Origin of the sequence: Brevibacillus sp. FSL K6-0770 (assembly GCF_038000275.1) — a bacterium.
GTDB classification, from domain to species: Bacteria; Bacillota; Bacilli; order Brevibacillales; family Brevibacillaceae; genus Brevibacillus; species Brevibacillus parabrevis.
The window spans coordinates 519,153-539,461 of record NZ_JBBOBQ010000001.1 but is presented as its reverse complement, the minus strand read 5'-3'; the positions used below and the strand labels follow the sequence as shown (position 1 = coordinate 539,461).

Sequence of the window (20,309 nt, the reverse complement as noted above, 5' to 3'; positions counted from 1 at the left end):
TCTACTCCTTTACGGCCCCCGCCTGCTTTTGGGCAAGCCACTTCGCTTCGGCTTCCGCCAGTTGCAAATACTCGGGCACTAGCTCGTGCGCACTGCCCGCTTGCTGCAGTCGACGCAATGCCACGTATCCGATATGAGCGGCACGAGGGTGATTGGATGCGGGAGACGCAAAGCGGGCCTGCTCTCCCAGTTCTTGTGCAATCGCTTCCCGGTGAATCCGCACATCTTCGCCCAGAAAAAGAATCGGCTGTCCTTGAGCCATATCCCTGAGCTGGGGCAACCAGTCCTGGAGCAAGATGATTTTTTCATCCCCCTGCACGTCAACCGCGTCCAGACCGTTCGTGCGGTAGCAGCCTGTGTACACCTGTCCCCGGCGAGCGTCGAACAACGGTACGATCAACCCGGGAAAGCCCAAGGCATTCATAGCCACTACTTCCAGGCTGGACACGCCGATGACTGGCACGTTCAACGACCATGCCATGCTTTTGGCCGTAGCCACTCCAATGCGCACTCCCGTATAGGAGCCTGGTCCATTCGCTACTCCAAAGCCGCCAAGCTGCTCAGGAGAGGTTCCGGTCGCATCCAGCAACTCGCTTACGCAGTCCATCAGCCGAATCGAATGGTTTTTTTGCTGATTCGTCGTCATTTCGGCAAGGACGCGTTCTTCCTCCACCACCGCTACACTTAACACCAGATTGGATGTATCAATCGCCAGTACGCGCATCAAAATCAAACTCCTCACACAATTTCACGTAACGCTCTCCCTTGGGACACAGCTCGATGCTTCGCTCATCCTCGCCAGATGTTCGCAGGAAAACCGTCAGCCGATCCGCCGGCAAGTAATCCTCAAGCAAGGAGGCCCACTCGACGACACAGACTCCCTCGCCAAAAAAGTAATCGTCCAGCCCAAGCGAATCAGGATCATCCCCTACCCGGTAGACGTCCATATGATAAAGCGGCAAGCGCCCCTGATATTCTTTTATGATCGTAAACGTCGGACTGTTCACTACTTGGCGAACGCCAAGCCCTCGTGCAAGCCCTTGGGTAAACGTCGTCTTTCCGGCCCCCAGATCGCCTTCCAGCGCCAAAAAGTCACTCGGGGCCAGACACTGTGCCAGTTGCTCTGCAAAACGCTGCGTTTCCTGCGCGCCTGCAAGCTTCCAGATATAGCCCATTTTATCCACTCCTCGCTTACTCGCGCCGCTTGAAATGATTGTAGCCTGCTTTCGGCAGAGCCGTTCGGCTTTCGCCAGTCCGCAGCGACAGCTTGGGTGCAGCAGTCTGCTCGGCTTCCACCGCACCGATTACAGAGAACAGGATGCCCGCTGCCGCAAAACGTTCGCGGACGGCATCAACCTCGCTCGCTTCGATCGTTCCGACGAGCTGGTAGTCCTCTCCGCCGTAAAATGCCCACTCCACCGGGTCTTTTCCGAACTGCAAGGCGCAGGCCCGCGCCTCTTCTTCGATCGGGATCAGGGCAGCGTCTACACAAATGCTGACCGAGCTTGCCTCCGCGATTTCCCACAGTTCGGAAGCCAAGCCGTCACTGACATCGTTCAACGCCCCGCAGACACCGGATTCCAGGAGCAGACGCCCAGCTTTTACCTGAGCGACCGGGCGCTGGTGAGCTGCTATCAGTTTCGCCCAACGCCCTGACCATTCAGTCACAGACTGCTGTTCTTGCCGATCTTGTAGCAACACATGCAAACCGGCGGCAGAACTGCCCACATGTCCTGTTACAAAAACAGCTTGCCCCGCGCGGGCGTGCGAACGCCGAATGGCGCGTCCTTTTTCCACCTCGCCAAGCACGGTGACAGACAAGTGCAACGCATCCGGTGCGGATACCGTATCCCCGCCGATGACTTTCACGCCGTACATGTCACATGCCGCGTAAATTCCATCGTATATGCCCTGGCACTCTTCCGGCGTCCAGTGCGGTGCCACTGCGATGCTGACCAACGCATAGCGGGCGTATCCGCCCATCGCCGCGACGTCGCTTACATTGCTCGTAACGGCTTTGTAGCCGATGTCACTCGGCCGCATCGTTTCTTTTAAAAAGTGAACGGTCTCGACCATCGCGTCACAGCAGGCCACAATTTCCATCTCTGGCGAAGGAGAAAAAACGGCGGCATCATCCCCCAGCCCGACAGTCAAGCCGTCTCCTTCCTGTCCGTCCGAACGGCTCGTCCATTGCCGGATCAGGGAAAATTCGTCATGTGCCACCTCAAGCGCTCCTTTTTTGCATAGTCAGTCCATTATACCTCTCGTGTCAAAATGCACGCAAGAAAGCCGCGTCTCGCTTGCTACTTCAGTTCTCTCAGCTGCAACGTTCCCCGGCATCGTCCGCAGCGGTAGCGGGAAGGGTCCATTCGCCTTTTTCGTTTATACGTCATCCCGCACGAATGGCAGGCAAGCTCGTAGCGATAAGGCATCACCGCTCGTCCGCTTCCTACCTGCTGGCAATACCGGCTGCCGCCGACCTGGGCAAGCAGTCTGCGAAAGTCCTGGTCTATGTGGCGATAGCCTTTCTTCTCCAGATGCAAGTGATAGTGACACAGCTCATGCTTGATGATCGCAATCAGCTCGCCTTCTCCATGCTCCGCCAGATGTTTGGGATTCAATTCAATATCGTGGGAGCGCAGCAAATACCGTCCGCCTGTCGTGCGCAATCTGCTGTTGAAGCGAGCCCGATGGCGAAATGGCTTGGCGAAAAATTGAGTGGAGATTTGCTCCACCAGCTCTTGCAATTCGGTATCGGTCATGTCCTCTCTAACGCTCCTCTCTCCTTTTCACCATAGCAGTTCCTGTTGAAAAGTGCCAGACAGATAGGCTACACTGGGTGGAAGAAAAGTAGATTGGTTTGGAGGAGCTTATGCGCTATTTGATCTTGCAGGAAAAAGACGGGTTGACGTTCGTTGCGCTGCCTGAAACGCATATGTATCAGCTTGTTGCCCTGTTCAAGCGACTGTACAAGGAAATCGACAAGCTAACCATCGAGGATCGGCCACAGCTGCCGACCGTGCTTGCGGAATGCGCTGACCTGGAGCTTTTGGGAAGCGGACTCGCCGTTGTGGATGGACTCGATTACGTCAGCAGTCTGGAAGAACGCTTTGCCGCACTCCCCGAGAGTCAGTATCCACTGATCTCCTTGTTGACCGAGATTCGCGCTTTACAGGCCCAACTTGAATTTTTGCGCGACGAAGAGTAAGTTTTTTGGAAAATAAGTACCTCCTGATCGTCTTTGTGCATACATTGCCAATAGGCGAATAATTCCAGGAGGTACCTACATGCCCCAATGGATGCGTAAGCAGTTGCAGCGTGCCTTCAACGGGAAGGACATTCGACAAATTCGTTTGCTGAACAGTTGCTGGTTCTTATATTGGGAAAAACATGGCGGCCGTCCCGAGTAGCAGGAGGCCGCCTTTTTATGTTTACGCTTCGCCCGGGGCGATCATGGTCAAGCCCACGCGCTGGCGCTTTTCATCGATTTCGACAACCCACACATCCACGATGTCTCCTACGGTCACAACGTCGAGCGGATGCTTGACGAAGCCTTTTTTCAGCCGGGAAATGTGAACAAGCCCATCGTTTTTCAGACCGATATCCACAAACGCCCCGAAGTCTACCACATTGCGAACCGTTCCTTGCAGCTTCATCCCTACTCCGAGATCGGACAGTTGCAGCACGTCGCTGCGCAAGAGCGGCTTCGGCAGCTCATCGCGGGGGTCGCGTCCCGGACGCAACAGACTCTCGACAATATCCGTGAGCGTCGGAACCCCGATGCCAAGCCGCTCGGCTGTCTTCTCGATATCGAGCGATTGCAGGCGCTCTTTGCAGCGCTCGCTGCCGATTTCGCTCGGCGCAATTTCGATCATCGCCAAAAGCTTGTGCGTAGCCGCGTACGATTCCGGGTGAATCGGGGTCTTGTCCAGCGGATCGCTTCCTCCTGTGATGCGCAAAAAGCCGATGCACTGCTCGTACGTCTTGGCTCCCAGTCGAGGAACTTCCTTCAACTGGCTGCGAGACGAGAACATGCCGATCTCTTCCCGCTTTTTCACGATGTTGCCCGCCACTTGCTTGCTGATTCCCGATACGTACTGCAACAGCGACGAGGATGCTGTGTTGACGTCCACCCCGACGTGGTTTACCGCCGATTCGACGACAAATTGCAAGCTGTCGGCCAATCTCGACTGGGACACGTCATGCTGGTATTGGCCCACGCCAACCGATTTCGGGTCGATCTTGACCAGTTCGGCAAGCGGGTCCTGCAAACGCCGGGCGATCGAGGCAGCACTGCGCTCCGCTACATCGAGGTCCGGAAACTCTTCTTTCGCCAAAGGTGAAGCTGAGTACACCGACGCTCCCGCTTCATTCACGATAATATACATGACCTGGCGCTTGAGTTCCTTAAGCAGATTGGCAATAAATTGCTCCGTCTCACGCGAGGCCGTACCGTTGCCGATCGCGATGACACTGACATCGTACGTCTCGATCAACTGGCGAACTTTTGCCGCTGCTTCTGCCACTTTGTTTATCGGAGGAGTAGGGTAGACGACCGCTACTTCCAATAGCTTGCCCGTCTCATCGACTACAGCTAATTTACAGCCAGTCCGGAATGCCGGGTCGACCCCGAGAACGACTTTGCCTTTTACCGGAGGCTGCAACAGCAGATTGCGCAAGTTCTCCGCGAAAATGTGGATGGCCCGCTCTTCTGCCGCCTCTGTCAGCTCGGCGCGCACCTCCCGCTCGATCGACGGCGCAATCAAGCGCTTGTACGCGTCCTCGACTGTCTGCTCCATGAGTGAGCGAACGACCGTCTCGCCGGGAACCATCCGCCTTTGCATCCAGGCCAAAATCTCGGCGACTGGCGCTTCTACGGTCACCTTCAGGATGCCTTCGCTCTCTCCCCGGTTGATGGCGAGCACGCGATGGGGCACAACCTTTTTCAAAGGCTCGCTGTATGCGTAATACATCTGGTATACGTTTTTCTCGTCTGCTTCTTCTGCCTTTTGCTCGGTCACCAGCAGCCCTTTTTGCACGGTGCGCTGGCGAACCCACTGGCGGATGTCCGGATCGTCGGAAATGTGCTCGGCAACGATATCCATCGCCCCTTGCAAAGCTTGCTCGATCGTTTCCACGCCTTTTTCGGCATCCACGTATTTTTGTGCTTCCTCTTGCGGATCACCTTTTTTCGGCAGGCTCAACAAGTACGTGGCGAGCGGCTCCAATCCCTTTTCCTTGGCCATCGTCGCTCGCGTGCGGCGCTTTTGCCTGTACGGTCGGTAAAGGTCTTCCACTTCTTGCAGCTTCGTGGCCCTCTCAATTGCCGCCTTCAATTCATCCGTCAGCTTGCCCTGCTCCTCGATGAGCCGGACCACTTCTTCCTTGCGTACTGACAGGTTGCGCAAATAACGCACGCGTTCCTCGATCGCCCGAATTTGCGTTTCATCCAACTGCCCGGTCATTTCCTTTCGGTAGCGGGCAATGAAAGGAACGGTATTGCCTTCATCCAAAAGGGCAACCGTGCGTTCCACCTGATGAGGTTTGACGCCCGTATCCTGGGCGATTGTCTGGATCATCAATGTAAGCTCCATACATTCCTCCTGCGCTCGTACTTCGCCGTTTATTGTACCATATTTGCTAGCAACGTCTGGAAACGGGCAAAAAAAAGAGGTGCACATGCCCCTCCTCCCAAGCTTCCCTGTTAGGTTGCTGTTCTCGCCGTTTCCAGCTGTTCTACCCGCAAAGCCTCTCTCAACTTGCCCAATGCACGACGCTGCAAGCGGGAAATATGCATCTGGGACATGCCCATGATGTCTCCGGCCTGCTTCTGGCTCAAATTTTGATAAAAGGTTAAATGAATGATTTCTTTTTCCCGCTTGTCCAGAACGTGCAGCGCCCGGTCGAGCATCAAGTTTTGTTCGACTTGTCCGTAGCCCACTTCTTGCTGGCCGACGAGATCCAGCAGTGTGATCGTGTTGCCGTCGTTGTCTGCTTCCAGCTCGCTGTCCATGGAAAGGGAATGGTAGCTCCGCCCCATTTCGAGCGTCTCCAATACGGCTTCTTCCGTTACGCCCAGGCAGTTCGCAATATCGGATATTTTCGGCGAACGTTGCAGCTTGGCTGTCAGCTCATCCACAACGCGCTTGATCTTCGGGCTCAATTCTTTTACACGGCGCGGCACGTGCACACTCCACGTCTTGTCCCGGATGTATCGCTTGATTTCTCCGACAATCGTCGGGATCGCAAAGCTTTCAAACGTTCTGTCAAAAGAAGGGTCAAATCGGCGCAGGGACGCAAGCAGCCCGATCATCCCCACCTGGACAAGGTCTTCGTACATAACTTGTCCACGCACAAACTTTTTGGCCAACGTTTCAACTAGCGGAGTATAGGCGGTCACCAACTGCTCCTGCAGGCTTTCGTCCCTCGTTTGCCCATACAGTTGAATGAGCTGCCGGAGCTCCTCCGGACTATACTTCCGTTTCCGAGATTGTCCAGTCATCGCCAGCCACCCCATCCCGCCGAACATACTTGGTCATGGAGACCATCACTCCTGATTCGGAGCGAATCACTACCTCGTCCATCAGTGTGTGGATGAGATAAAGGCCAAGACCTCCTTCATCCAGATCCTCAAGGTTTCTTCCTGCATAAATCGGTGTCAGTTGTTCTGGCAACAGCTCTTCGGCAAATCCTACGCCCTGATCGCTCACCTCGATGCACAGACGATCGGAGCAAACCTGACATTCTATATGGATAAAACCAGCTTCTTCTTTATCCTTGTACGCGTGTTTTACTGCATTCGTGCACGCTTCCCCTACTGCAAGCTTGATATCCTCAATCTCCTCATAGGAAAAGCCCATGCGATTCGCTATCCCCGACACAGTAAGCCTCGCCACGCCCAGGTAATCCGTTTGATTTGGCAAAGTCAACCGAATCCTGTCAGCCAGAGGTTTTTGTTGAGCCATTACTCGCTCTCTCCTTTGCGGACGGCAATATGTTCGTACAAGCCTGTGATGCGAAACAGCCTTTCCACGCGTGGAGACAATTTTTGAACCTCAAACGCGCATCCGTTTTGCTTGCACGCTTTCATGGCCGCGATGAAAATTCCGATTCCTGTGCTGTCCATATACTCGACCGCTTCCAAATCGACCAAAATGCGGCTGGCGCCAGGCTGATTTGCGAGAGACATGAGTGTCTCCTTTACTTTTGGTCCTGTATGGGCGTCAATATCTCCCCCAAGGACCACCAGATGCTCTGCCTCCTGGCTAGTGGTGTTCATGAACAGATCCATCGCCATCTCCCTCCCTTGCATTGCTTCATGTTCTTCGAAGTACAATCATGGTGTAGTCATCCAGCAGTTCAAATTGGGAGAGCGTAAGCAGCCTGTTGTACAGGGCGTTCGCCATTTTTTGGGCATGGACGCCCACTTCGGCTTGCATGTGGAGAATTAACTCATCCCTTTGCAAATAGTATCGGTTTTTTTTGCATTCTGTTACACCATCTGTCAGAAGAATCAGAACATCTCCCGGTTCCAGGCGAACTTCCCGCACTTCGTATTCGCTACTCGGGCATAGCCCCAGTGCTGAGCCTTGTCCTTCCAAATCGGCAAACTTTTTTTCTGAAGCCCGATACAAAAAGCCAGGTTCATGCCCCGCCACAGCATAGCGGAATGAATGGAGCCGCGTATCGTACGCTCCGTAGAGCATCGTTACAAACATGCTCGGATCGATGTTTCGACCGACAATCCGGTTGAGATGGTGCAGCATCTCGTCAGGGCCAAGCGGCATCTCTCGCAAGCTGTCAATCGCGTACTTGAGCATGGACATGCACATCGCTGCGGAAATTCCTTTTCCCGTAATATCCGCAACGCTCAGGCAAAATCGCTCTTCGTCCTGACAAATAAAGTCGTAATAGTCTCCGGACATTTGCTTCGCTGCTATGCTGACAAGGCCGATCTCCAAACCGGGATAAGCGGGTATTTCTCCAGGCAAAAGCGTCTGCTGCATCGCCTGGGCCACTGCCATCTCCGCTTCCAACTGTTGATGCCTGCTCCGCCAGCTATGTACGGACCGATGTTCGTTGCCGTATTCAATCATTACTTCGGTCAGGATGGAAAAGGACGCACGCACAAATTCCGGGACATCGCCCAGCTTTTCCAATGCCCGCCCATGCATATCTGTCAATTCTTCCGGCGAAATATTGCGGGCGAGCAGCCACTTGCCCATCTGCTGGGCTACGTACAGCTGATCCTCGCCAGGGCCGTTCAGGTAATCCCGAAGAAGCTTTACATACTCTTCCTCCAAGCTTCGGATTACCATTTGTCTCTCCCCTCCTCCAGCGGGCTGTTCCACTTCACGACGACCACTCGCGTTCCTTCTTCTCGGGAGCTGTGGATTTCAAATTCATCCATCATGCGCCTGACTCCTGGCAACCCTGCCCCGAGTGCGCCGGAAGTCGAATAGCCGTCTTCCAAAGCTTTGCGGATATCGGGGATTCCCGGTCCCGCATCTATTGCGGTCATTTGCAAGCCAATCACACCGTTTTTTTCAATCGGCTCAATCGTGATTGTCCCGCTACCTGCGTACAAATAAATGTTACGGGCCAATTCGGAGATGGACGTGGCGATTCGGGACTGCATGATTGTACCGAAGCCGAGCTGTCTCGACATATTTCGCCCCACTTGTCTCGCTGTTACGATGTCTGTTTCTTGTTTGATCTTGATTGTCTCAGGACTACAGCTCTGCCACAATCAAAAAACCCCTTCCGCCCTCACTTAATAGGTAGAAATAAATGAAAATGAATGCGATCGAAGTTTTTTCTCTACCTCGGAAGTAATAGCAAATCGTGTCACTTTTTGTCTACTATTCACAACAAACACATTCGCTACAGACATGGCAATTCCCTGCCCCCACAGCAAAAAAACCACTTGCTTCACCCAAGTGGCTTTTCCTCTCCCAGCGCTTGATTCATTTTTTAGAAATCAATGAGGCCCAAGCTGATTTGTAAAGACTCATTGACCCGATCCATCATCTCGTCATCGAGATGGGTAATCTTATCGGTCAGCCTTTGTTTGTCAATGGTTCGTATTTGTTCCAACAAAATGACGGAGTCACGATCAAATCCATATGTTTTTGCGTCAATTTCCACATGCGTAGGCAGCTTTGCCTTCTGAATTTGCGCCGTAATGGCTGCGACGATGACCGTCGGACTAAATCGATTTCCAATGTCGTTCTGAATGACTAAAACAGGCCGCACGCCTCCTTGCTCAGAGCCAACGACCGGTGACAGGTCCGCGAAAAATACATCGCCACGTTTGACAATCACAGGTCACACCCCGCTAACTAAGCGGACAAGAGTATGGTCAGCCTCTTCCTCAGCGCCAAAAGCCTCCGATGCCATTTTCAGATTAATCTTCGCCATCTCCATATACCCTTTTTGCATTGTCTCCCGGATCGTACGTTTTTTACGCTCCTTCAAATACAAATGCATCGCCTGACGAATAAACTCGCTGCGATTGGATTTCTCCTTTTGAATGACGCCATCCACTTCCTGTAGCAAGTGTTGCGGCAAACTGATCATGATGCGTTTCGTGTTTGACTTCGACAAGACAAATCCACCTCCAACCATGACCGTAACTTCCATCTACCATGCCAGTTCTTGAAAGAACAGCCAGTATGAACAATACCATTATGTCGAAACCATTGCAAAAATATACCTATCCGTAAGCGTTTCAGGCAAAAAAGCCCGCATTTGCGCTTAACTAATATTCGCGCTCCACTAGAAAACTCCTGCTGATTTTTGCTTGCTAGTTATTTACACTTTTTACAGGCACATGCTTCATCGCCAGCGGATGAAACACCTCAGTGATTTCCTTGTTGCGGACATAGACGCGCGGAATCCGGTAATTCAGCATGCAGGGGACTTCATAATTAATCGTTCCAAGCAACTGAGCAACCTCATCCAGAGAGATTTCCTCATCCCCCTGTTTGCCGTATAGAACGATTTCATCGCCGACCTGCCCAGCCTCCGGTTCCAGTCTGATCATGGTTTGATCCATGCAGACTCGCCCTACGATTGGATAGCGGGAACCATTGTACAACACTTCTCCCCGATTGGACAAGAGGCGGGAATACCCATCGGCGTATCCAATGGGCACAGTGGCGATTCGCTCACCTGGTTCTGCCGTATAAGTCGCGCCATAGCTGACCGTAAACGGCTCCACTGCTGTTTTTGCATGGGCAATTTTGGTTTTCAGGGAAAGGGCAGGGACAAGAGTCACGTCCGCACGCTCTTTCATGTACGGTGAAGGATACAATCCGTATAAACCTATGCCTAAACGGATCGTATCATACCCCCAATCGGGAAAAGCGATGGCGGCAGCTGTATTGCAGCAGTGTACTGTGGGCAACTGCTTTCCCGCTGCGCGCAGTGCTTGCAAAAAGGATTGAAACGTCTCGTGTTGTCGTCGCACATGGGTCGTGTCCGGTTCGTCCGCGCAGGCAAAGTGGGTGAAAATGCCTGTCCATTCCAGCTTGGGGCTGTCTTCGAGAGCGCCTACCACATCGAGCAACGCCTCTGCTGTCTGGACGCCCAAACGCCCCATGCCTGTGTCCGTTTTTACATGCACGCGGACGGGATCGAGGCCCTTTTGTTCGAGCAGTCGGTTCGCTGCCCGAATCCAGTCCGTGCTGTATGTCGTCAGTTCAACATTCAGTCTGCTGGCACTTTCGAGCGAATCAGTCGGCGTATACCCGAGCACCAAAATCGGCGCTTCGATTCCTGCCTGTCGCAGAATAATCGCTTCATCGAGCATCGCCACCGCCAGAGTGTCGGCACCGCTCGCAAGCGCCTCCCTGGCTACGTGCACAGCGCCGTGTCCGTAACCGTCTGCCTTGACGACAGCCATAATGCCCGTGTTTTTCGGCAAATGGCCGCGGAACGTCTCAACATTGGTCCGGATGGCGTCCAAATCAACCTCAACCCAAGTGTCACGACAAAACGGTTTCATTCCTATCTCCTCTTGTTCCCTTTATTATAGTAACTCAAGCGCTCATTCAACTGATTGAGAAACTGCCTGGAAACCATCAACGATTCTTTTTTGCCTCCCAAGCGATAGAAATGGCGGCCTTCGTAAACCTGCTCCACTTCTGACAAAGGATAGCTCGTTTCTTTTCCGGAGATGCTGACGATCAGGTGAGTCTTCGTCAGCTTGTACACAGGACGCATAATCGACTTGTACAGGAATGGAGCAAGACCGACGACTGCTATGGCAATCGCAATAGCCAACACTTTGAAGGTCGCGTCATTCCTCGGAAAAATTTGTGCGAGAATCATCATCCCCAAAACGAAGGTGATGGTCTCGGCAATCCGCATGCTCCAGCTTTTGCGCAACAGCATGTCCTTGTAGGTCGACTCTTCCTGGTACAATACATCGGTAGACGATTTTTTCATCTTGCTGCATGCCACCTCATTACGGTATAAGTTACCTTGAATGTATCGTGTTTTCCCGGTGCGTGTCAATTCAGGGTTTGTCCTTTTACCTCATGCGTGCACGCAATTACCGCCGCCAAGCGGCTGACTGCGGCCTATCCCGGTGTTGTTGGCGGACTGCTCCGCTACGGAAAAGAGCAGGCGAGAAGATTCGCCTGCTCTTTTGTGCGTTCGTTTGCGGACTATTGTTCGCCCGCTTTGTCCTGTTCTGCCTTTTTCTCGCCGTGTCCTCGGAATGCCCCTTTTGTGAAGCTGCCTTCCACCATTTTTTGCACGCGATCTGCTGCGTTTTCGTTCATTTTGTCAGCTTGCTCTTGCGTCAGCTTGCCTGCTGTGACCGCTTCTTTCAGCTTCGCTTCTTGTTGTTCAACCAGCAAAGATACGAGGTCGTCTACCGACACGCCTTGCGCTTCTGCTACTGCTGCCAGCGACTTGCCTGCTTTCAGTTCTTCGCCCAGCTTGTCTGCATCCAGTTTCAGCAAGGAGAGCAGTTCTTCGTTTTTGTCGAATCCGCCGCCGAAGCCGAAACCAAAGCCTTTGCCCGGTCCTCTGTCCTGATGCGTGTTTTGCACCATTTCTTTGACGCGCTCCGCTGCGTTTTCGTTCATTTTGTCAGCTTGCTCTTGCGTCAGCTTGCCTGCTGTGACCGCTTCTTTCAGCTTCGCTTCTTGTTGTTCAACCAGCAAAGATACGAGGTCGTCTACCGACACGCCTTGCGCTTCTGCTACTGCTGCCAGCGACTTGCCTGCTTTCAGTTCTTCGCCCAGCTTGTCTGCATCCAGTTTCAGCAAGGAGAGCAACTCTTCGTTTTTGTCGAATCCGCCGCCGAAACCAAAGCCTTTGCCCGGGCCTCTGTCCTGATGCGTGTTTTGCACCATTTCTTTGACGCGCTCCGCTGCGTTTTCGTTCATTTTGTCAGCTTGTTCTTGCGTCAACTTGCCTGCTGTGACCGCTTCTTTCAGCTTCGCTTCTTGTTGTTCAACCAGCAAAGATACGAGGTCGTCTACCGACACGCCTTGCGCTTCTGCTACTGCTGCCAGCGACTTGCCTGCTTTCAGTTCTTCGCCCAGCTTGTCTGCATCCAGTTTCAGCAAGGAGAGCAACTCTTCGTTTTTGTCGAATCCGCCGCCGAAACCAAAGCCTTTGCCCGGGCCTCTGTCCTGATGCGTGTTTTGCACCATTTCTTTGACGCGCTCCGCTGCGTTTTCGTTCATTTTGTCGACTTGTTCTTGCGTCAACTTGCCTGCTGTTACGGCTTCTTTCAGCTTCGCTTCTTGTTGTTCAACCAGCAAAGATACGAGGTCGTCTACCGACACGCCTTGCGCTTCTGCTACTGCTGCCAGCGATTTGCCTGCTTTCAGTTCTTCAGCCAGCTTGTCTGCATCCAGCTTCAGCAAGGAGAGCAGCTCTGTGTTTTCTTTGAAGGAAACGCCTTTGATGCCCCCGCCGTGATGATTCATTTTGCCGCCGAAAGCGAATTTCACCTCTGACGGTTTCTCCAATTTTTGCGCTTGCGCCTGTGTTTGTGTTGTATCTGCTGCAAAGGCGCTGCCCAAGCTCCCAATACTCAGAACTGCTGCCATCGTGCCCAAAAGCATTCCCAATTTTGCTTTGCTAAACATATTTGCTCAACCCTTTCACTCGGTGTAGTTATGTACCGCTTCTTCCGGGTACATGCTCAGTCTACACAGGCTATTTTAGATTCCCTTTTGAGAAAAATGGAAAAGTTGCGGGAAAGTAAAGGAGGATTGGTAAGAGACAAAGCTTCGTCTGGACACAACAAAAAGAGGACGGTCATAAGCCGTCCCCTCTCCCTATTTTTATTTCCCGCCGAGACCGTAAGTCGACTGAGCGACATTGACCATCTCTTCTTCTGGCAAATCTCCGGCGATTGTAAATTCGACACCGTCCAGCTCCCAAGTGAGCAGTCGTGTTTTTTCACCCGTTTGTGCCAGCACCCCGACTGTGAAGCCGAGATTGACAGGCATGCCTTGTTCATAAGATACGGAAGCTTCTGTCGGACGGGCTTCGATCAGCTTGTAGTTATACGCCCCTTTGTAGTTGAGGATGACTGTCCGCACGCCATCACGCGTCACTGGCTCGATATCGCCCTGCTTGACTCCCTCAGGCACGTAAGTCGGCACGATCACACCGAACTGGCTGTTCGGAAGCTTGGCGACCTGTCCGTTTGCGCCTGCCATCGTTGGAATTGCTGGCAAAGAGCTTGTGCTCATGTTGCGATCTCTGTCAAACGCATCCTTGTCAAAGGTAGGGTTGAACGAAAATTCGGTAAAGTCGATTCGCACCAGTGGCTTCATGCTCGAATCCATAATCTCCGCATGAGTTGGCTTGAAGTCTTCTGTCAGCCAAATCTTTTGCTTGGTGAGCGAGCGATTGCCGCTGTAGTTTGCTTTCACTTCAAAGACGTACTGCTTTTCCTCCATCTTCATTTGACGCTCCGCATCGTCAATAATGCTCTTCGCCAGCGTCTCATACAAATAGAGTGGGCCATTGTTCTCCGGCCAACCGCTCTGGAAGCGGAAGCTTTTGTTCAGGTGCGGAGTCAGGACAAAAACTCCTTCGTTATTGCGCAGAATGATCTGGGTAATTCCACGCTGCTTGGAGGTGAGCGCCACCCGATAATTCGTGGGCTTCTCATACCAGACCTGGACGTCATACTCCATAGGTGTAGAGCCCGTCTGCATAGTCAAAACCGCCTGAGACTTGTATCCGCTCATTTTCCCCAGTGCTCCGTTCAGGTCACTCACCACATCTTCTGGTGTTTTCTGACCGAAGCAACCGCCGAGCATCAACGTAAAGACCAACAATAACACCAGTGGTAAAGCTGCCCTTTTCATTCAATGAACTCCTCCTTGTCAACTTTTTCGACAAAGAAGGGCACCCCTGTCTATTTCCTGGGAAATCTGTCAGTCTTTCGCCTCTTGCAGCGCTCATCGTGTCAAAAAGCTGTACGGGGTACAAAGGACGCGATATCGCTTGATCGGCTGAAGACTTACCCTTCCTGTGTCAGAGCAGGTAGTCCCTCCTGATCTACGCGATATAAATGTATGTCCATCCTCGTCCCAATATGCAGACAAGTTTACAGCTCTTCCACAACCACCTGTGCCATAGCGTGCGTCTGACTGTGCGAAATGCTTACGTGTACACGAATGCGCGCCGGTTCCAGCCCCAGTCGGGTCAGTACATCCGGATTGATCTGCATCAACGGCTTGCCCGTTTCGCTCGGAGTGATTGCCATATCGAGAAAGCTGAGTGCCTGTCCGATCCCCGTCCCGAGTGCTTTTGCCCCGGCTTCTTTTGCCGCGAACCTGCCAGCCACCATCTCCGCCTGCCTGTGCGCCGATTTTCCCGTCAACAGCAGCTTTTCTTCATCGGTGAGAAAACGGTTGATCGCATTTTCCCTTCGCCCGATCAATGTTGCAACTCGTTCAATCTCTACTATATCCACGCCAATACCGACAATCATGGGCAAAAGCCCTCCCAGCTTGTAGATTCTGCTGTCACAGTACCATCCTCTCCGCCCTTTTTGCAAGCCAAACGAAAAAACCCCCGCAAGATGCGAGGGTTGTTGTCTACAGCTACTACTCAGTAGCTTGACCTGCTTGTTGGCCGGATTTTTGAGCGGATTGTTGGTTTTGACGACGAACTTCCGCTACGTTTGTTTCGCTAGCAAATTCAGTAGCAGTGTTTTGCGCCTGAGCCGCTTGGTTAGCTTTGTTCATTCCTGCTTGCTTGTTTTGTTTAGGCATCGTTCCATTCACCTCCTCGACGTCACTGAATATAATTTGTACCGCCCCCCTCGCTCATATCCATCCTAATTTTTCCAGACCGTACAAACTCGCTCCGATTGCTTCTGTCCTGTTTTCACCAGCGAACCGGGGTATCCTATAAGTGCAATACCGCGCAGGAAATCCGTAAGCAAGCGCGAATTAAGTGATCGACTACCACTTGAGAGGAGCGTTTTACATGGCTCAAACCGTTATTGTTTACACCCAGACGACATGCGGCCCTTGCCAGGAAGAAAAAATGTGGCTGACATCCCAAAACATCGCTTTTGAAGATAGAGATATCCGCAAAAACGACGCCTTTTTCCAGGAAGCCATCAACCTCGGAGCCAGCATGACTCCCGTTACTTTCATCGAAAAGGAAGGCGGCGAACAGTTTGTCATCCACGGCTTCGACAAGGAAGAATTAAAAAAAGCGCTGGATCTCATCTGATCCAACGCTTCCTAAGACTGATCAGCCGAACGAAGGTTCATCGGCTGATTTTTGTTTGACAATCGGTGACATATCTGGCAAGTGAGACAAAATTTGCTTAACGGCAGGAGAGCATTCTGTATTAACAGAGTAAAATACCCATGGTCCCTTTCGACGCTCTTTGACCAAACCATGTGTCTTTAGCTTAGCTAAGTGCTGGGAAACAGAGGGTTGGGAAGTTTGCAGAATCTCCACGAGATCACGGACACACAGTGATTGGACTTGCAAAAGAGCCATGATCGTCAAGCGCGTCTTGTCACCAAGCAGCTTGTAAACTTCGGATAAAAACAATACCTGCATCAAATCCGTTTCCATACGAACCCACCTTTGCCTTGCATATCTGTTTCCCAGTATACTATATGGCTTATATGATGGGGAAGATATGAACGTAAAAGTTCCTTGAACACTTCTTAAACATCTCGCTGCTGCATCGCTTCGATCAGCTTGTCCGCTATGCGCGCAGCCAGCGCCATTACTGTGTTTGTCGGGTTGCTGCCACTCGATGTAACGAATGTGGAAGCACCCGCTATGAAAAGATTGGGAATGTCATGAGATTGCCCAAACTCGTTCACAACCGACTGCTCGGGGTTATTCCCCATTCGGCAGCCCCCCATCAAATGAGCGGTATCCGAGACGACATGCTCCGGCTTTCCGCCCATCGCTTCCATGATCCGGTTCATCTGCCCGATGGCATGCTGGTACAGCTTGCGGTCGTTTTCCTGATAGCTGAAAGTGACTTTCGGTATCGGCATCCCGTTTTCATCTTTTTCCCTGCTAAGCGTAACGGCATTGTCAGGATGAGGGAGCACTTCCCCTACCAGCGTAATTCGCGCATACATGTTGTAATCAAGCATCGTTTCCCGCAGTTGTTTGCCCCACAAAAAGGTTTTGTCTTCCCGCTCCGTCGCGATTGCTCCCGCCATGCCGACTGGTCTTGATCCATGCGCACTCAGCGTGTACCCTCTGGCGAAGCCGCGCTCCCGCTCCGTCTCATAAAAGTGCTGGGTCAAGGCAAGCACTGGCGTTCCTTTGTACAGGCGCACTTCTTCCGGGAGCCGCCCGTAGACGTCATGACTTGAATGAGGCATGATCGCTTTGCCTACCCAGCCGCTGGAATTGGCCAATCCTTGGGGGAACCGCGATGTCGCCGAGTTCAACAGCAAGCGTGGCGTTTCCACAACAAAACCGGCGAGAATAACGACCCGCGCCATCTGCCGATGCATCAGCCCCTGATGGGAAAACAACACTCCGCTGACTCGGTCGCCCGCCATCAATATTTCCGTGACCGTGCAGTCAGACAATACTTCCGCTCCTTCTGCGATCGCCTTTGGAATATGATGAATCAGACCACTGTACTTGGCATTCGGCATACAGCCCTGGTTGCAAAAGCCGCGGTTGATACAGGGCGGCCGCCCGTCAAACGGAGCCGATAAAATCGCGAGGGGGGCAACTACGCTTTCGATCCCCAGCTTGTCGCAGCCTTCCCGGAACAATTGGGCGTTGGCGCTGATCGGTTCGCGAACCGGGTAAGGATACGGCCCCTGAAAAGCTCCCCACGGAAAATGATGCGGGCCTGACACGGCAATTTCCCGCTCGATTTTGTCGTAATACGGAGCCAGGTCATGATAGGTGATCGGCCAGTCTTCCCCAACCCCATCTGCTGTCCGGGTCATAAAATCGCTTTCGTGAAATCGTAAAAATACCCCTGTAAAATGAACGGTGCCTCCGCCGATTCCCCGCCCGGAGTTGTTATGACCCAGCCGCAAAGGGTCGTTTCCCGCAACCAGCCTCGTCTCCTGCCAGGCAAGCCGCTGCATGCTCAACTCGTCGCTGGCAAAGTCGCGCTGCGGGTCCCAGAACGGCCCTGCTTCCAGCACGACCACGCGCAGTCCTGCTTTCGCCAATTCGTACGCCAGCACTCCTCCTGCCGCGCCTGCTCCGACGATGCATACATCTGCTTCTTCCGCGTATTTTCGTACCAGGCCGTCCTGGGAGGAGCGTGCCCGATCCGCTTCGTTGGGATGCCGCTTCTCGTCGTTATTCGCCATTTGCCTTCGCCTCCCATGGGTCTGTCAATCCTTTTTCCACCCGCACATAACCGCGAGGATAAGCTGGCCCGCCGTAACCGATATCCGACCAGACGAGCGGGTGCGAATAATAGGCTTGCACGGTATCGTGCAGCAGCTTTTTGAAAAAATCGACGGCCGCAGCATGCGTCCACGCCTCTTGCTCCTTCACGCTGCCGCCTGAAATCCGCTTCAACACCTGCCCCTGATCGCCAGCGGAGAGCGCGCCAAACTCGCAACCGAACTCTGCGTGACTCTCAGCTTCCACACCTGCCAGGCCGAGACGATACAGCTGTTTTTTCTCCGGAACACCGACCTTGCGCTGCGATTCTCCGACGGGACTCGCGAGCGACTCATCGATATGCGCCACGACAAAAGTCAGCACCTCCAGCCTGTGGTCGTCTACAAGCACACTCACAATCGCTTGCAGCAAAAGGGCCTCGGCAGGCAGCAAGTAGCTGTGGGCGACCTGCGGCATTTTCCTGGCTCCAACAATTTGTCGCGTGTGAACATCCCAATTGGCGTGCTCTTCCCACACATCATAGGCAGGGTAACGTCTGTGCTTTGCCATCTGCCCTCACCCCCAGAACAGGGCCAATAGCCCCAAAGCAGAAATCGCCGTAATGAGCAGAGGAAGAATAACCGGAGGGCCGACCAAAAAATTTTGCGATTGCGAAAATCCGCCTACGCGCTGTTTGACTCCTGCGGCGTGCAGATAAGCCCCGTACACGCCTCCCCCCATGCCGACGAACATCATCAAGGCAAACACCCACCTGAGCCATCCTGCATTCACGAACGACAACACAATAGCGGCAACCGCAAAAATCGGCAGTTCAATCACAGGCACCCACATCGCCCAATGCCGAAAGTTTTGTCTGGAATGAAACAGAGTGACTTGAACGGCAATCAAAATGAACGACAGTCCCGCAAACAAAATAAGCACACGCTCGATCGGCCAGCCCTGCCACATGGAAACATCCTCCTTTTGCTGTATGTTGCGCCTATTTTTCCCTTTGCTTCTGCTGTCCTATTCGAGTAAAAAAGCTATTTTCGGAAAACACCCCTCTTCGCGTCCATAAAAAACAAGCCTGCTGGTCCAATCGTCAGCAGACTTGCTTTATCCGTTTCTTTTAAAGGATCAGTGTCAGGTACAACCCGAGCAAAGTAATGATGAGAGTCGGCACCGTCAGCACAACCCCTGTGCGAAAATATTGACCCCACGTAATTTTCACGCCTTTGCGGCCCAGTACGTGCAGCCACAGCAAAGTGGCGAGCGAGCCAATCGGCGTTATTTTGGGTCCGAGATCGCTCCCGATGACGTTGGCGTAGATCATCGCTTCGCGGAAGACGCCTTCTGCTTGCGTGCTGCCAATCGCCAAAGCGTTGAACATGACGGTCGGCAAGTTGTTCATGATCGAAGACAAAATGGCGGAAATCAGCCCTGTGCCTAGCGTGGTTGCAAGCAAGCCGCAATCCATGAGCGCTACGAGCGCCGCTTTCACCAAATCCGTAAGCTGCGCATTGTGCAGCCCCCAGACCACCACATACATGCCGATGGAAAAAATGACGACCACCCACGGCGCTTCCTTCATGATCCTGCCCATGGCAATCGCCTTGCTTTTTCGCGAAACGAGGCAAAACACGAGAGCGGCGAGCGCGATGATGAACGAAACAGGCACATGGATCGACTCGCTTAGAAAAAAGCCGAGCAACAGCACGCCGAGAATCGGCCACGCCAGGCGAAACAGTCGCTGGTCGCGAATAGCCTCTCCCGGCCGCCGAAGCTGGGACAAATCTACGTGACGCGGGATGCTTTTGCGATAGTACAGAAACAAAACCAGCAGGCTGCCGCCGACAGAAAACAAGGTGGGCAAAACCATTTGCAGCGCGTATTCGGCAAAGCCGATGTCGAAATAGTCAGCGGAAACGATGTTGACCAGGTTGCTGACCACAAAAGGCAAGGAACTCGTATCAGCGATGAAGCCGCTCGCCATGACAAATGCCAAAACCATCCCGCCGTCGAGCTTGAGTGCGCGAACCTGGGCGAGTACGATCGGCGTCAGGATCAGCGCTGTTCCGTCATTCGTAAACAAAGCAGACACCAGCGTCCCGAGCAAAATGACGTAGGTGAACATCAAGCGGCCATTTCCTTTTGCCAATCGCGCCATATGCAGGGCGGCCCATTCAAAAAAGCCGATCTCATCCAAAATGAGCGAAATGATGATAATGCCAACCAGGGCAAACGTGGCATTCCAGACGATCGACGTCACTTCCGCCACATCAGCGAGTGACACTACCCCTGTCACAAGAGCCAACACAGCTCCCCCTACCGCCGGATAGCCGATCGACAAACCTTTTGGCTGCCAAATAACCAATGTCAGCGTAACGATAAAAATCAACAATGAAATCCAGACCACCGCGTATGTCTCCCCTCCACGCCAAAAAGAGCGAACCCGCAATCGGTCCGCTCCTCTA

General features: G+C 52.9%; 26 protein-coding genes. 3 read left to right on the top strand and 23 right to left on the bottom strand.

Annotation, left to right across the window (positions count from 1 at the left end; genetic code table 11):
- Nucleotide 1 precedes the first annotated feature (1 nt).
- From tsaB to NST23_RS02905, 4 genes are all read right to left on the bottom strand, one after another.
- The gene (gene tsaB / locus NST23_RS02920; protein ID WP_173599868.1) at nucleotides 2-724 is read right to left on the bottom strand and encodes a tRNA (adenosine(37)-N6)-threonylcarbamoyltransferase complex dimerization subunit type 1 TsaB; all 723 of its coding nucleotides are present in this window, start codon (nucleotides 722-724) and stop codon (nucleotides 2-4) included.
- Nucleotides 705-1,175 (bottom strand): tRNA (adenosine(37)-N6)-threonylcarbamoyltransferase complex ATPase subunit type 1 TsaE, encoded by a 471-nt coding sequence (tsaE, locus tag NST23_RS02915; RefSeq protein WP_122966568.1) that lies wholly within the window; start codon nucleotides 1,173-1,175, stop codon nucleotides 705-707. Before tsaE ends, tsaB begins: the two co-directional genes overlap by 20 nt.
- 16 nt (nucleotides 1,176-1,191) lie before the next feature.
- The gene (gene thiL / locus NST23_RS02910; RefSeq protein WP_173598106.1) at nucleotides 1,192-2,223 is read right to left on the bottom strand and encodes a thiamine-phosphate kinase; all 1,032 of its coding nucleotides are present in this window, start codon (nucleotides 2,221-2,223) and stop codon (nucleotides 1,192-1,194) included.
- 80 nt (nucleotides 2,224-2,303) lie between these two features.
- The gene (locus tag NST23_RS02905) at nucleotides 2,304-2,762 is read right to left on the bottom strand and encodes a SprT family protein (protein WP_122966570.1); all 459 of its coding nucleotides are present in this window, start codon (nucleotides 2,760-2,762) and stop codon (nucleotides 2,304-2,306) included.
- Nucleotides 2,763-2,872: 110 nt separating this feature from the next.
- On the opposite strand from NST23_RS02905, the gene NST23_RS02900 reads away from it, so the two are divergent.
- On the top strand, nucleotides 2,873-3,208 hold the full coding sequence (locus NST23_RS02900; protein WP_122966571.1) for a hydrolase/acyltransferase: 336 nt from the start codon (nucleotides 2,873-2,875) through the stop codon (nucleotides 3,206-3,208).
- Nucleotides 3,209-3,287: 79 nt separating this feature from the next.
- Nucleotides 3,288-3,410, top strand: coding sequence for a cortex morphogenetic protein CmpA (gene cmpA, locus NST23_RS02895; protein ID WP_122966572.1), 123 nt, complete (start codon nucleotides 3,288-3,290; stop codon nucleotides 3,408-3,410).
- Nucleotides 3,411-3,431: 21 nt separating this feature from the next.
- On the opposite strand, the gene NST23_RS02890 is transcribed toward cmpA, so the two are convergent.
- The 14 genes from NST23_RS02890 to NST23_RS02825 all read right to left on the bottom strand — a co-directional run bounded on the left by NST23_RS02890 (nucleotide 3,432) and on the right by NST23_RS02825 (nucleotide 15,260).
- Nucleotides 3,432-5,594: a Tex family protein gene (locus tag NST23_RS02890; protein ID WP_173599858.1), complete on the bottom strand. Its 2,163-nt coding sequence runs from the start codon at nucleotides 5,592-5,594 to the stop codon at nucleotides 3,432-3,434.
- A gap of 110 nt (nucleotides 5,595-5,704) precedes the next feature.
- Entirely contained in the window at nucleotides 5,705-6,502 is a 798-nt protein-coding gene (gene sigB / locus NST23_RS02885) for an RNA polymerase sigma factor SigB (protein WP_122966574.1), read from the bottom strand.
- Nucleotides 6,471-6,965: an anti-sigma B factor RsbW gene (rsbW, locus tag NST23_RS02880; RefSeq protein ID WP_122966575.1), complete on the bottom strand. Its 495-nt coding sequence runs from the start codon at nucleotides 6,963-6,965 to the stop codon at nucleotides 6,471-6,473. Before rsbW ends, sigB begins: the two co-directional genes overlap by 32 nt.
- Nucleotides 6,965-7,291 carry an anti-sigma factor antagonist gene (locus NST23_RS02875; RefSeq protein WP_063229461.1) on the bottom strand — a complete coding sequence of 109 codons (327 nt, stop codon included), beginning with the start codon at nucleotides 7,289-7,291 and terminating at the stop codon, nucleotides 6,965-6,967. The genes rsbW and NST23_RS02875 overlap by 1 nt, the downstream gene beginning before the upstream one ends.
- Nucleotides 7,292-7,316: 25 nt before the next feature.
- A complete protein-coding gene (locus tag NST23_RS02870; protein ID WP_122966576.1) occupies nucleotides 7,317-8,318 on the bottom strand; it encodes a PP2C family protein-serine/threonine phosphatase in 1,002 nt (333 codons plus the stop codon).
- Nucleotides 8,312-8,749 (bottom strand): anti-sigma regulatory factor, encoded by a 438-nt coding sequence (locus NST23_RS02865; protein WP_122966577.1) that lies wholly within the window; start codon nucleotides 8,747-8,749, stop codon nucleotides 8,312-8,314. Before NST23_RS02865 ends, NST23_RS02870 begins: the two co-directional genes overlap by 7 nt.
- 224 nt (nucleotides 8,750-8,973) lie before the next feature.
- Complete coding sequence (locus NST23_RS02860; RefSeq protein ID WP_005830205.1) at nucleotides 8,974-9,324, bottom strand: type II toxin-antitoxin system PemK/MazF family toxin; 351 nt, start codon at nucleotides 9,322-9,324, stop codon at nucleotides 8,974-8,976.
- Nucleotides 9,325-9,327: 3 nt separating this feature from the next.
- Nucleotides 9,328-9,627 carry a CopG family ribbon-helix-helix protein gene (locus NST23_RS02855; protein ID WP_025845698.1) on the bottom strand — a complete coding sequence of 100 codons (300 nt, stop codon included), beginning with the start codon at nucleotides 9,625-9,627 and terminating at the stop codon, nucleotides 9,328-9,330.
- A gap of 178 nt (nucleotides 9,628-9,805) precedes the next feature.
- Nucleotides 9,806-11,008: an alanine racemase gene (gene alr, locus NST23_RS02850; RefSeq protein WP_122966578.1), complete on the bottom strand. Its 1,203-nt coding sequence runs from the start codon at nucleotides 11,006-11,008 to the stop codon at nucleotides 9,806-9,808.
- A gap of 2 nt (nucleotides 11,009-11,010) precedes the next feature.
- Nucleotides 11,011-11,451 carry a hypothetical protein gene (locus tag NST23_RS02845; RefSeq protein ID WP_122966579.1) on the bottom strand — a complete coding sequence of 147 codons (441 nt, stop codon included), beginning with the start codon at nucleotides 11,449-11,451 and terminating at the stop codon, nucleotides 11,011-11,013.
- Nucleotides 11,452-11,672: 221 nt separating this feature from the next.
- Entirely contained in the window at nucleotides 11,673-13,112 is a 1,440-nt protein-coding gene (locus NST23_RS02840) for a hypothetical protein (protein ID WP_173599860.1), read from the bottom strand.
- Between the two features lie 198 nt (nucleotides 13,113-13,310).
- Entirely contained in the window at nucleotides 13,311-14,348 is a 1,038-nt protein-coding gene (locus tag NST23_RS02835) for an outer membrane lipoprotein-sorting protein (RefSeq protein WP_122966581.1), read from the bottom strand.
- Nucleotides 14,349-14,590: 242 nt separating this feature from the next.
- Nucleotides 14,591-14,977, bottom strand: coding sequence for a holo-ACP synthase (gene acpS / locus NST23_RS02830; protein ID WP_173599861.1), 387 nt, complete (start codon nucleotides 14,975-14,977; stop codon nucleotides 14,591-14,593).
- Nucleotides 14,978-15,092: 115 nt separating this feature from the next.
- Entirely contained in the window at nucleotides 15,093-15,260 is a 168-nt protein-coding gene (locus NST23_RS02825) for a gamma-type small acid-soluble spore protein (RefSeq protein WP_063229453.1), read from the bottom strand.
- A 217-nt stretch (nucleotides 15,261-15,477) separates the two neighbouring features.
- Between NST23_RS02825 and NST23_RS02820 the strand changes: the two genes are divergently transcribed.
- Nucleotides 15,478-15,729, top strand: coding sequence for a glutaredoxin family protein (locus tag NST23_RS02820; protein WP_122966583.1), 252 nt, complete (start codon nucleotides 15,478-15,480; stop codon nucleotides 15,727-15,729).
- A gap of 21 nt (nucleotides 15,730-15,750) precedes the next feature.
- Here NST23_RS02820 and NST23_RS02815 read toward each other — a convergent pair whose 3' ends face one another.
- The 5 genes from NST23_RS02815 to NST23_RS02795 form a co-directional block, all read right to left on the bottom strand.
- Nucleotides 15,751-16,083, bottom strand: a complete 333-nt coding sequence (locus NST23_RS02815; RefSeq protein WP_063229451.1) for an ArsR/SmtB family transcription factor — start codon at nucleotides 16,081-16,083, stop codon at nucleotides 15,751-15,753.
- 95 nt (nucleotides 16,084-16,178) lie between these two features.
- Entirely contained in the window at nucleotides 16,179-17,816 is a 1,638-nt protein-coding gene (locus NST23_RS02810; RefSeq protein WP_281869294.1) for a GMC family oxidoreductase, read from the bottom strand.
- Nucleotides 17,806-18,405: a gluconate 2-dehydrogenase subunit 3 family protein gene (locus NST23_RS02805; protein WP_340963077.1), complete on the bottom strand. Its 600-nt coding sequence runs from the start codon at nucleotides 18,403-18,405 to the stop codon at nucleotides 17,806-17,808. Before NST23_RS02805 ends, NST23_RS02810 begins: the two co-directional genes overlap by 11 nt.
- A gap of 6 nt (nucleotides 18,406-18,411) precedes the next feature.
- Entirely contained in the window at nucleotides 18,412-18,804 is a 393-nt protein-coding gene (locus NST23_RS02800) for a hypothetical protein (protein ID WP_063229449.1), read from the bottom strand.
- Nucleotides 18,805-18,964: 160 nt separating this feature from the next.
- Nucleotides 18,965-20,251, bottom strand: coding sequence for an arsenic transporter (locus NST23_RS02795; protein WP_340963075.1), 1,287 nt, complete (start codon nucleotides 20,249-20,251; stop codon nucleotides 18,965-18,967).
- Nucleotides 20,252-20,309: the final 58 nt, after the last annotated feature.

What these genes read in the sequence shown, in the direction of transcription:
- tsaB (WP_173599868.1), bottom strand. Translation starts at nt 724, where the DNA reads ATGCGCGTACTGGCGATTGATACATCCAATCTGGTGTTAAGTGTAGCG.
- tsaE (WP_122966568.1), bottom strand. Translation starts at nt 1,175, where the DNA reads ATGGGCTATATCTGGAAGCTTGCAGGCGCGCAGGAAACGCAGCGTTTT.
- NST23_RS02905 (WP_122966570.1), bottom strand. Translation starts at nt 2,762, where the DNA reads ATGACCGATACCGAATTGCAAGAGCTGGTGGAGCAAATCTCCACTCAA.
- NST23_RS02900 (WP_122966571.1), top strand. Translation starts at nt 2,873, where the DNA reads ATGCGCTATTTGATCTTGCAGGAAAAAGACGGGTTGACGTTCGTTGCG.
- cmpA (WP_122966572.1), top strand. Translation starts at nt 3,288, where the DNA reads ATGCCCCAATGGATGCGTAAGCAGTTGCAGCGTGCCTTCAACGGGAAG.
- NST23_RS02890 (WP_173599858.1), bottom strand. Translation starts at nt 5,594, where the DNA reads ATGGAGCTTACATTGATGATCCAGACAATCGCCCAGGATACGGGCGTC.
- sigB (WP_122966574.1), bottom strand. Translation starts at nt 6,502, where the DNA reads ATGACTGGACAATCTCGGAAACGGAAGTATAGTCCGGAGGAGCTCCGG.
- rsbW (WP_122966575.1), bottom strand. Translation starts at nt 6,965, where the DNA reads ATGGCTCAACAAAAACCTCTGGCTGACAGGATTCGGTTGACTTTGCCA.
- NST23_RS02875 (WP_063229461.1), bottom strand. Translation starts at nt 7,291, where the DNA reads ATGGATCTGTTCATGAACACCACTAGCCAGGAGGCAGAGCATCTGGTG.
- NST23_RS02870 (WP_122966576.1), bottom strand. Translation starts at nt 8,318, where the DNA reads ATGGTAATCCGAAGCTTGGAGGAAGAGTATGTAAAGCTTCTTCGGGAT.
- NST23_RS02855 (WP_025845698.1), bottom strand. Translation starts at nt 9,627, where the DNA reads ATGGTTGGAGGTGGATTTGTCTTGTCGAAGTCAAACACGAAACGCATC.
- alr (WP_122966578.1), bottom strand. Translation starts at nt 11,008, where the DNA reads ATGAAACCGTTTTGTCGTGACACTTGGGTTGAGGTTGATTTGGACGCC.
- NST23_RS02845 (WP_122966579.1), bottom strand. Translation starts at nt 11,451, where the DNA reads ATGAAAAAATCGTCTACCGATGTATTGTACCAGGAAGAGTCGACCTAC.
- NST23_RS02840 (WP_173599860.1), bottom strand. Translation starts at nt 13,112, where the DNA reads ATGTTTAGCAAAGCAAAATTGGGAATGCTTTTGGGCACGATGGCAGCA.
- NST23_RS02835 (WP_122966581.1), bottom strand. Translation starts at nt 14,348, where the DNA reads ATGAAAAGGGCAGCTTTACCACTGGTGTTATTGTTGGTCTTTACGTTG.
- acpS (WP_173599861.1), bottom strand. Translation starts at nt 14,977, where the DNA reads ATGATTGTCGGTATTGGCGTGGATATAGTAGAGATTGAACGAGTTGCA.
- NST23_RS02825 (WP_063229453.1), bottom strand. Translation starts at nt 15,260, where the DNA reads ATGCCTAAACAAAACAAGCAAGCAGGAATGAACAAAGCTAACCAAGCG.
- NST23_RS02820 (WP_122966583.1), top strand. Translation starts at nt 15,478, where the DNA reads ATGGCTCAAACCGTTATTGTTTACACCCAGACGACATGCGGCCCTTGC.
- NST23_RS02815 (WP_063229451.1), bottom strand. Translation starts at nt 16,083, where the DNA reads ATGGAAACGGATTTGATGCAGGTATTGTTTTTATCCGAAGTTTACAAG.
- NST23_RS02810 (WP_281869294.1), bottom strand. Translation starts at nt 17,816, where the DNA reads ATGGCGAATAACGACGAGAAGCGGCATCCCAACGAAGCGGATCGGGCA.
- NST23_RS02805 (WP_340963077.1), bottom strand. Translation starts at nt 18,405, where the DNA reads ATGGCAAAGCACAGACGTTACCCTGCCTATGATGTGTGGGAAGAGCAC.
- NST23_RS02800 (WP_063229449.1), bottom strand. Translation starts at nt 18,804, where the DNA reads ATGTGGCAGGGCTGGCCGATCGAGCGTGTGCTTATTTTGTTTGCGGGA.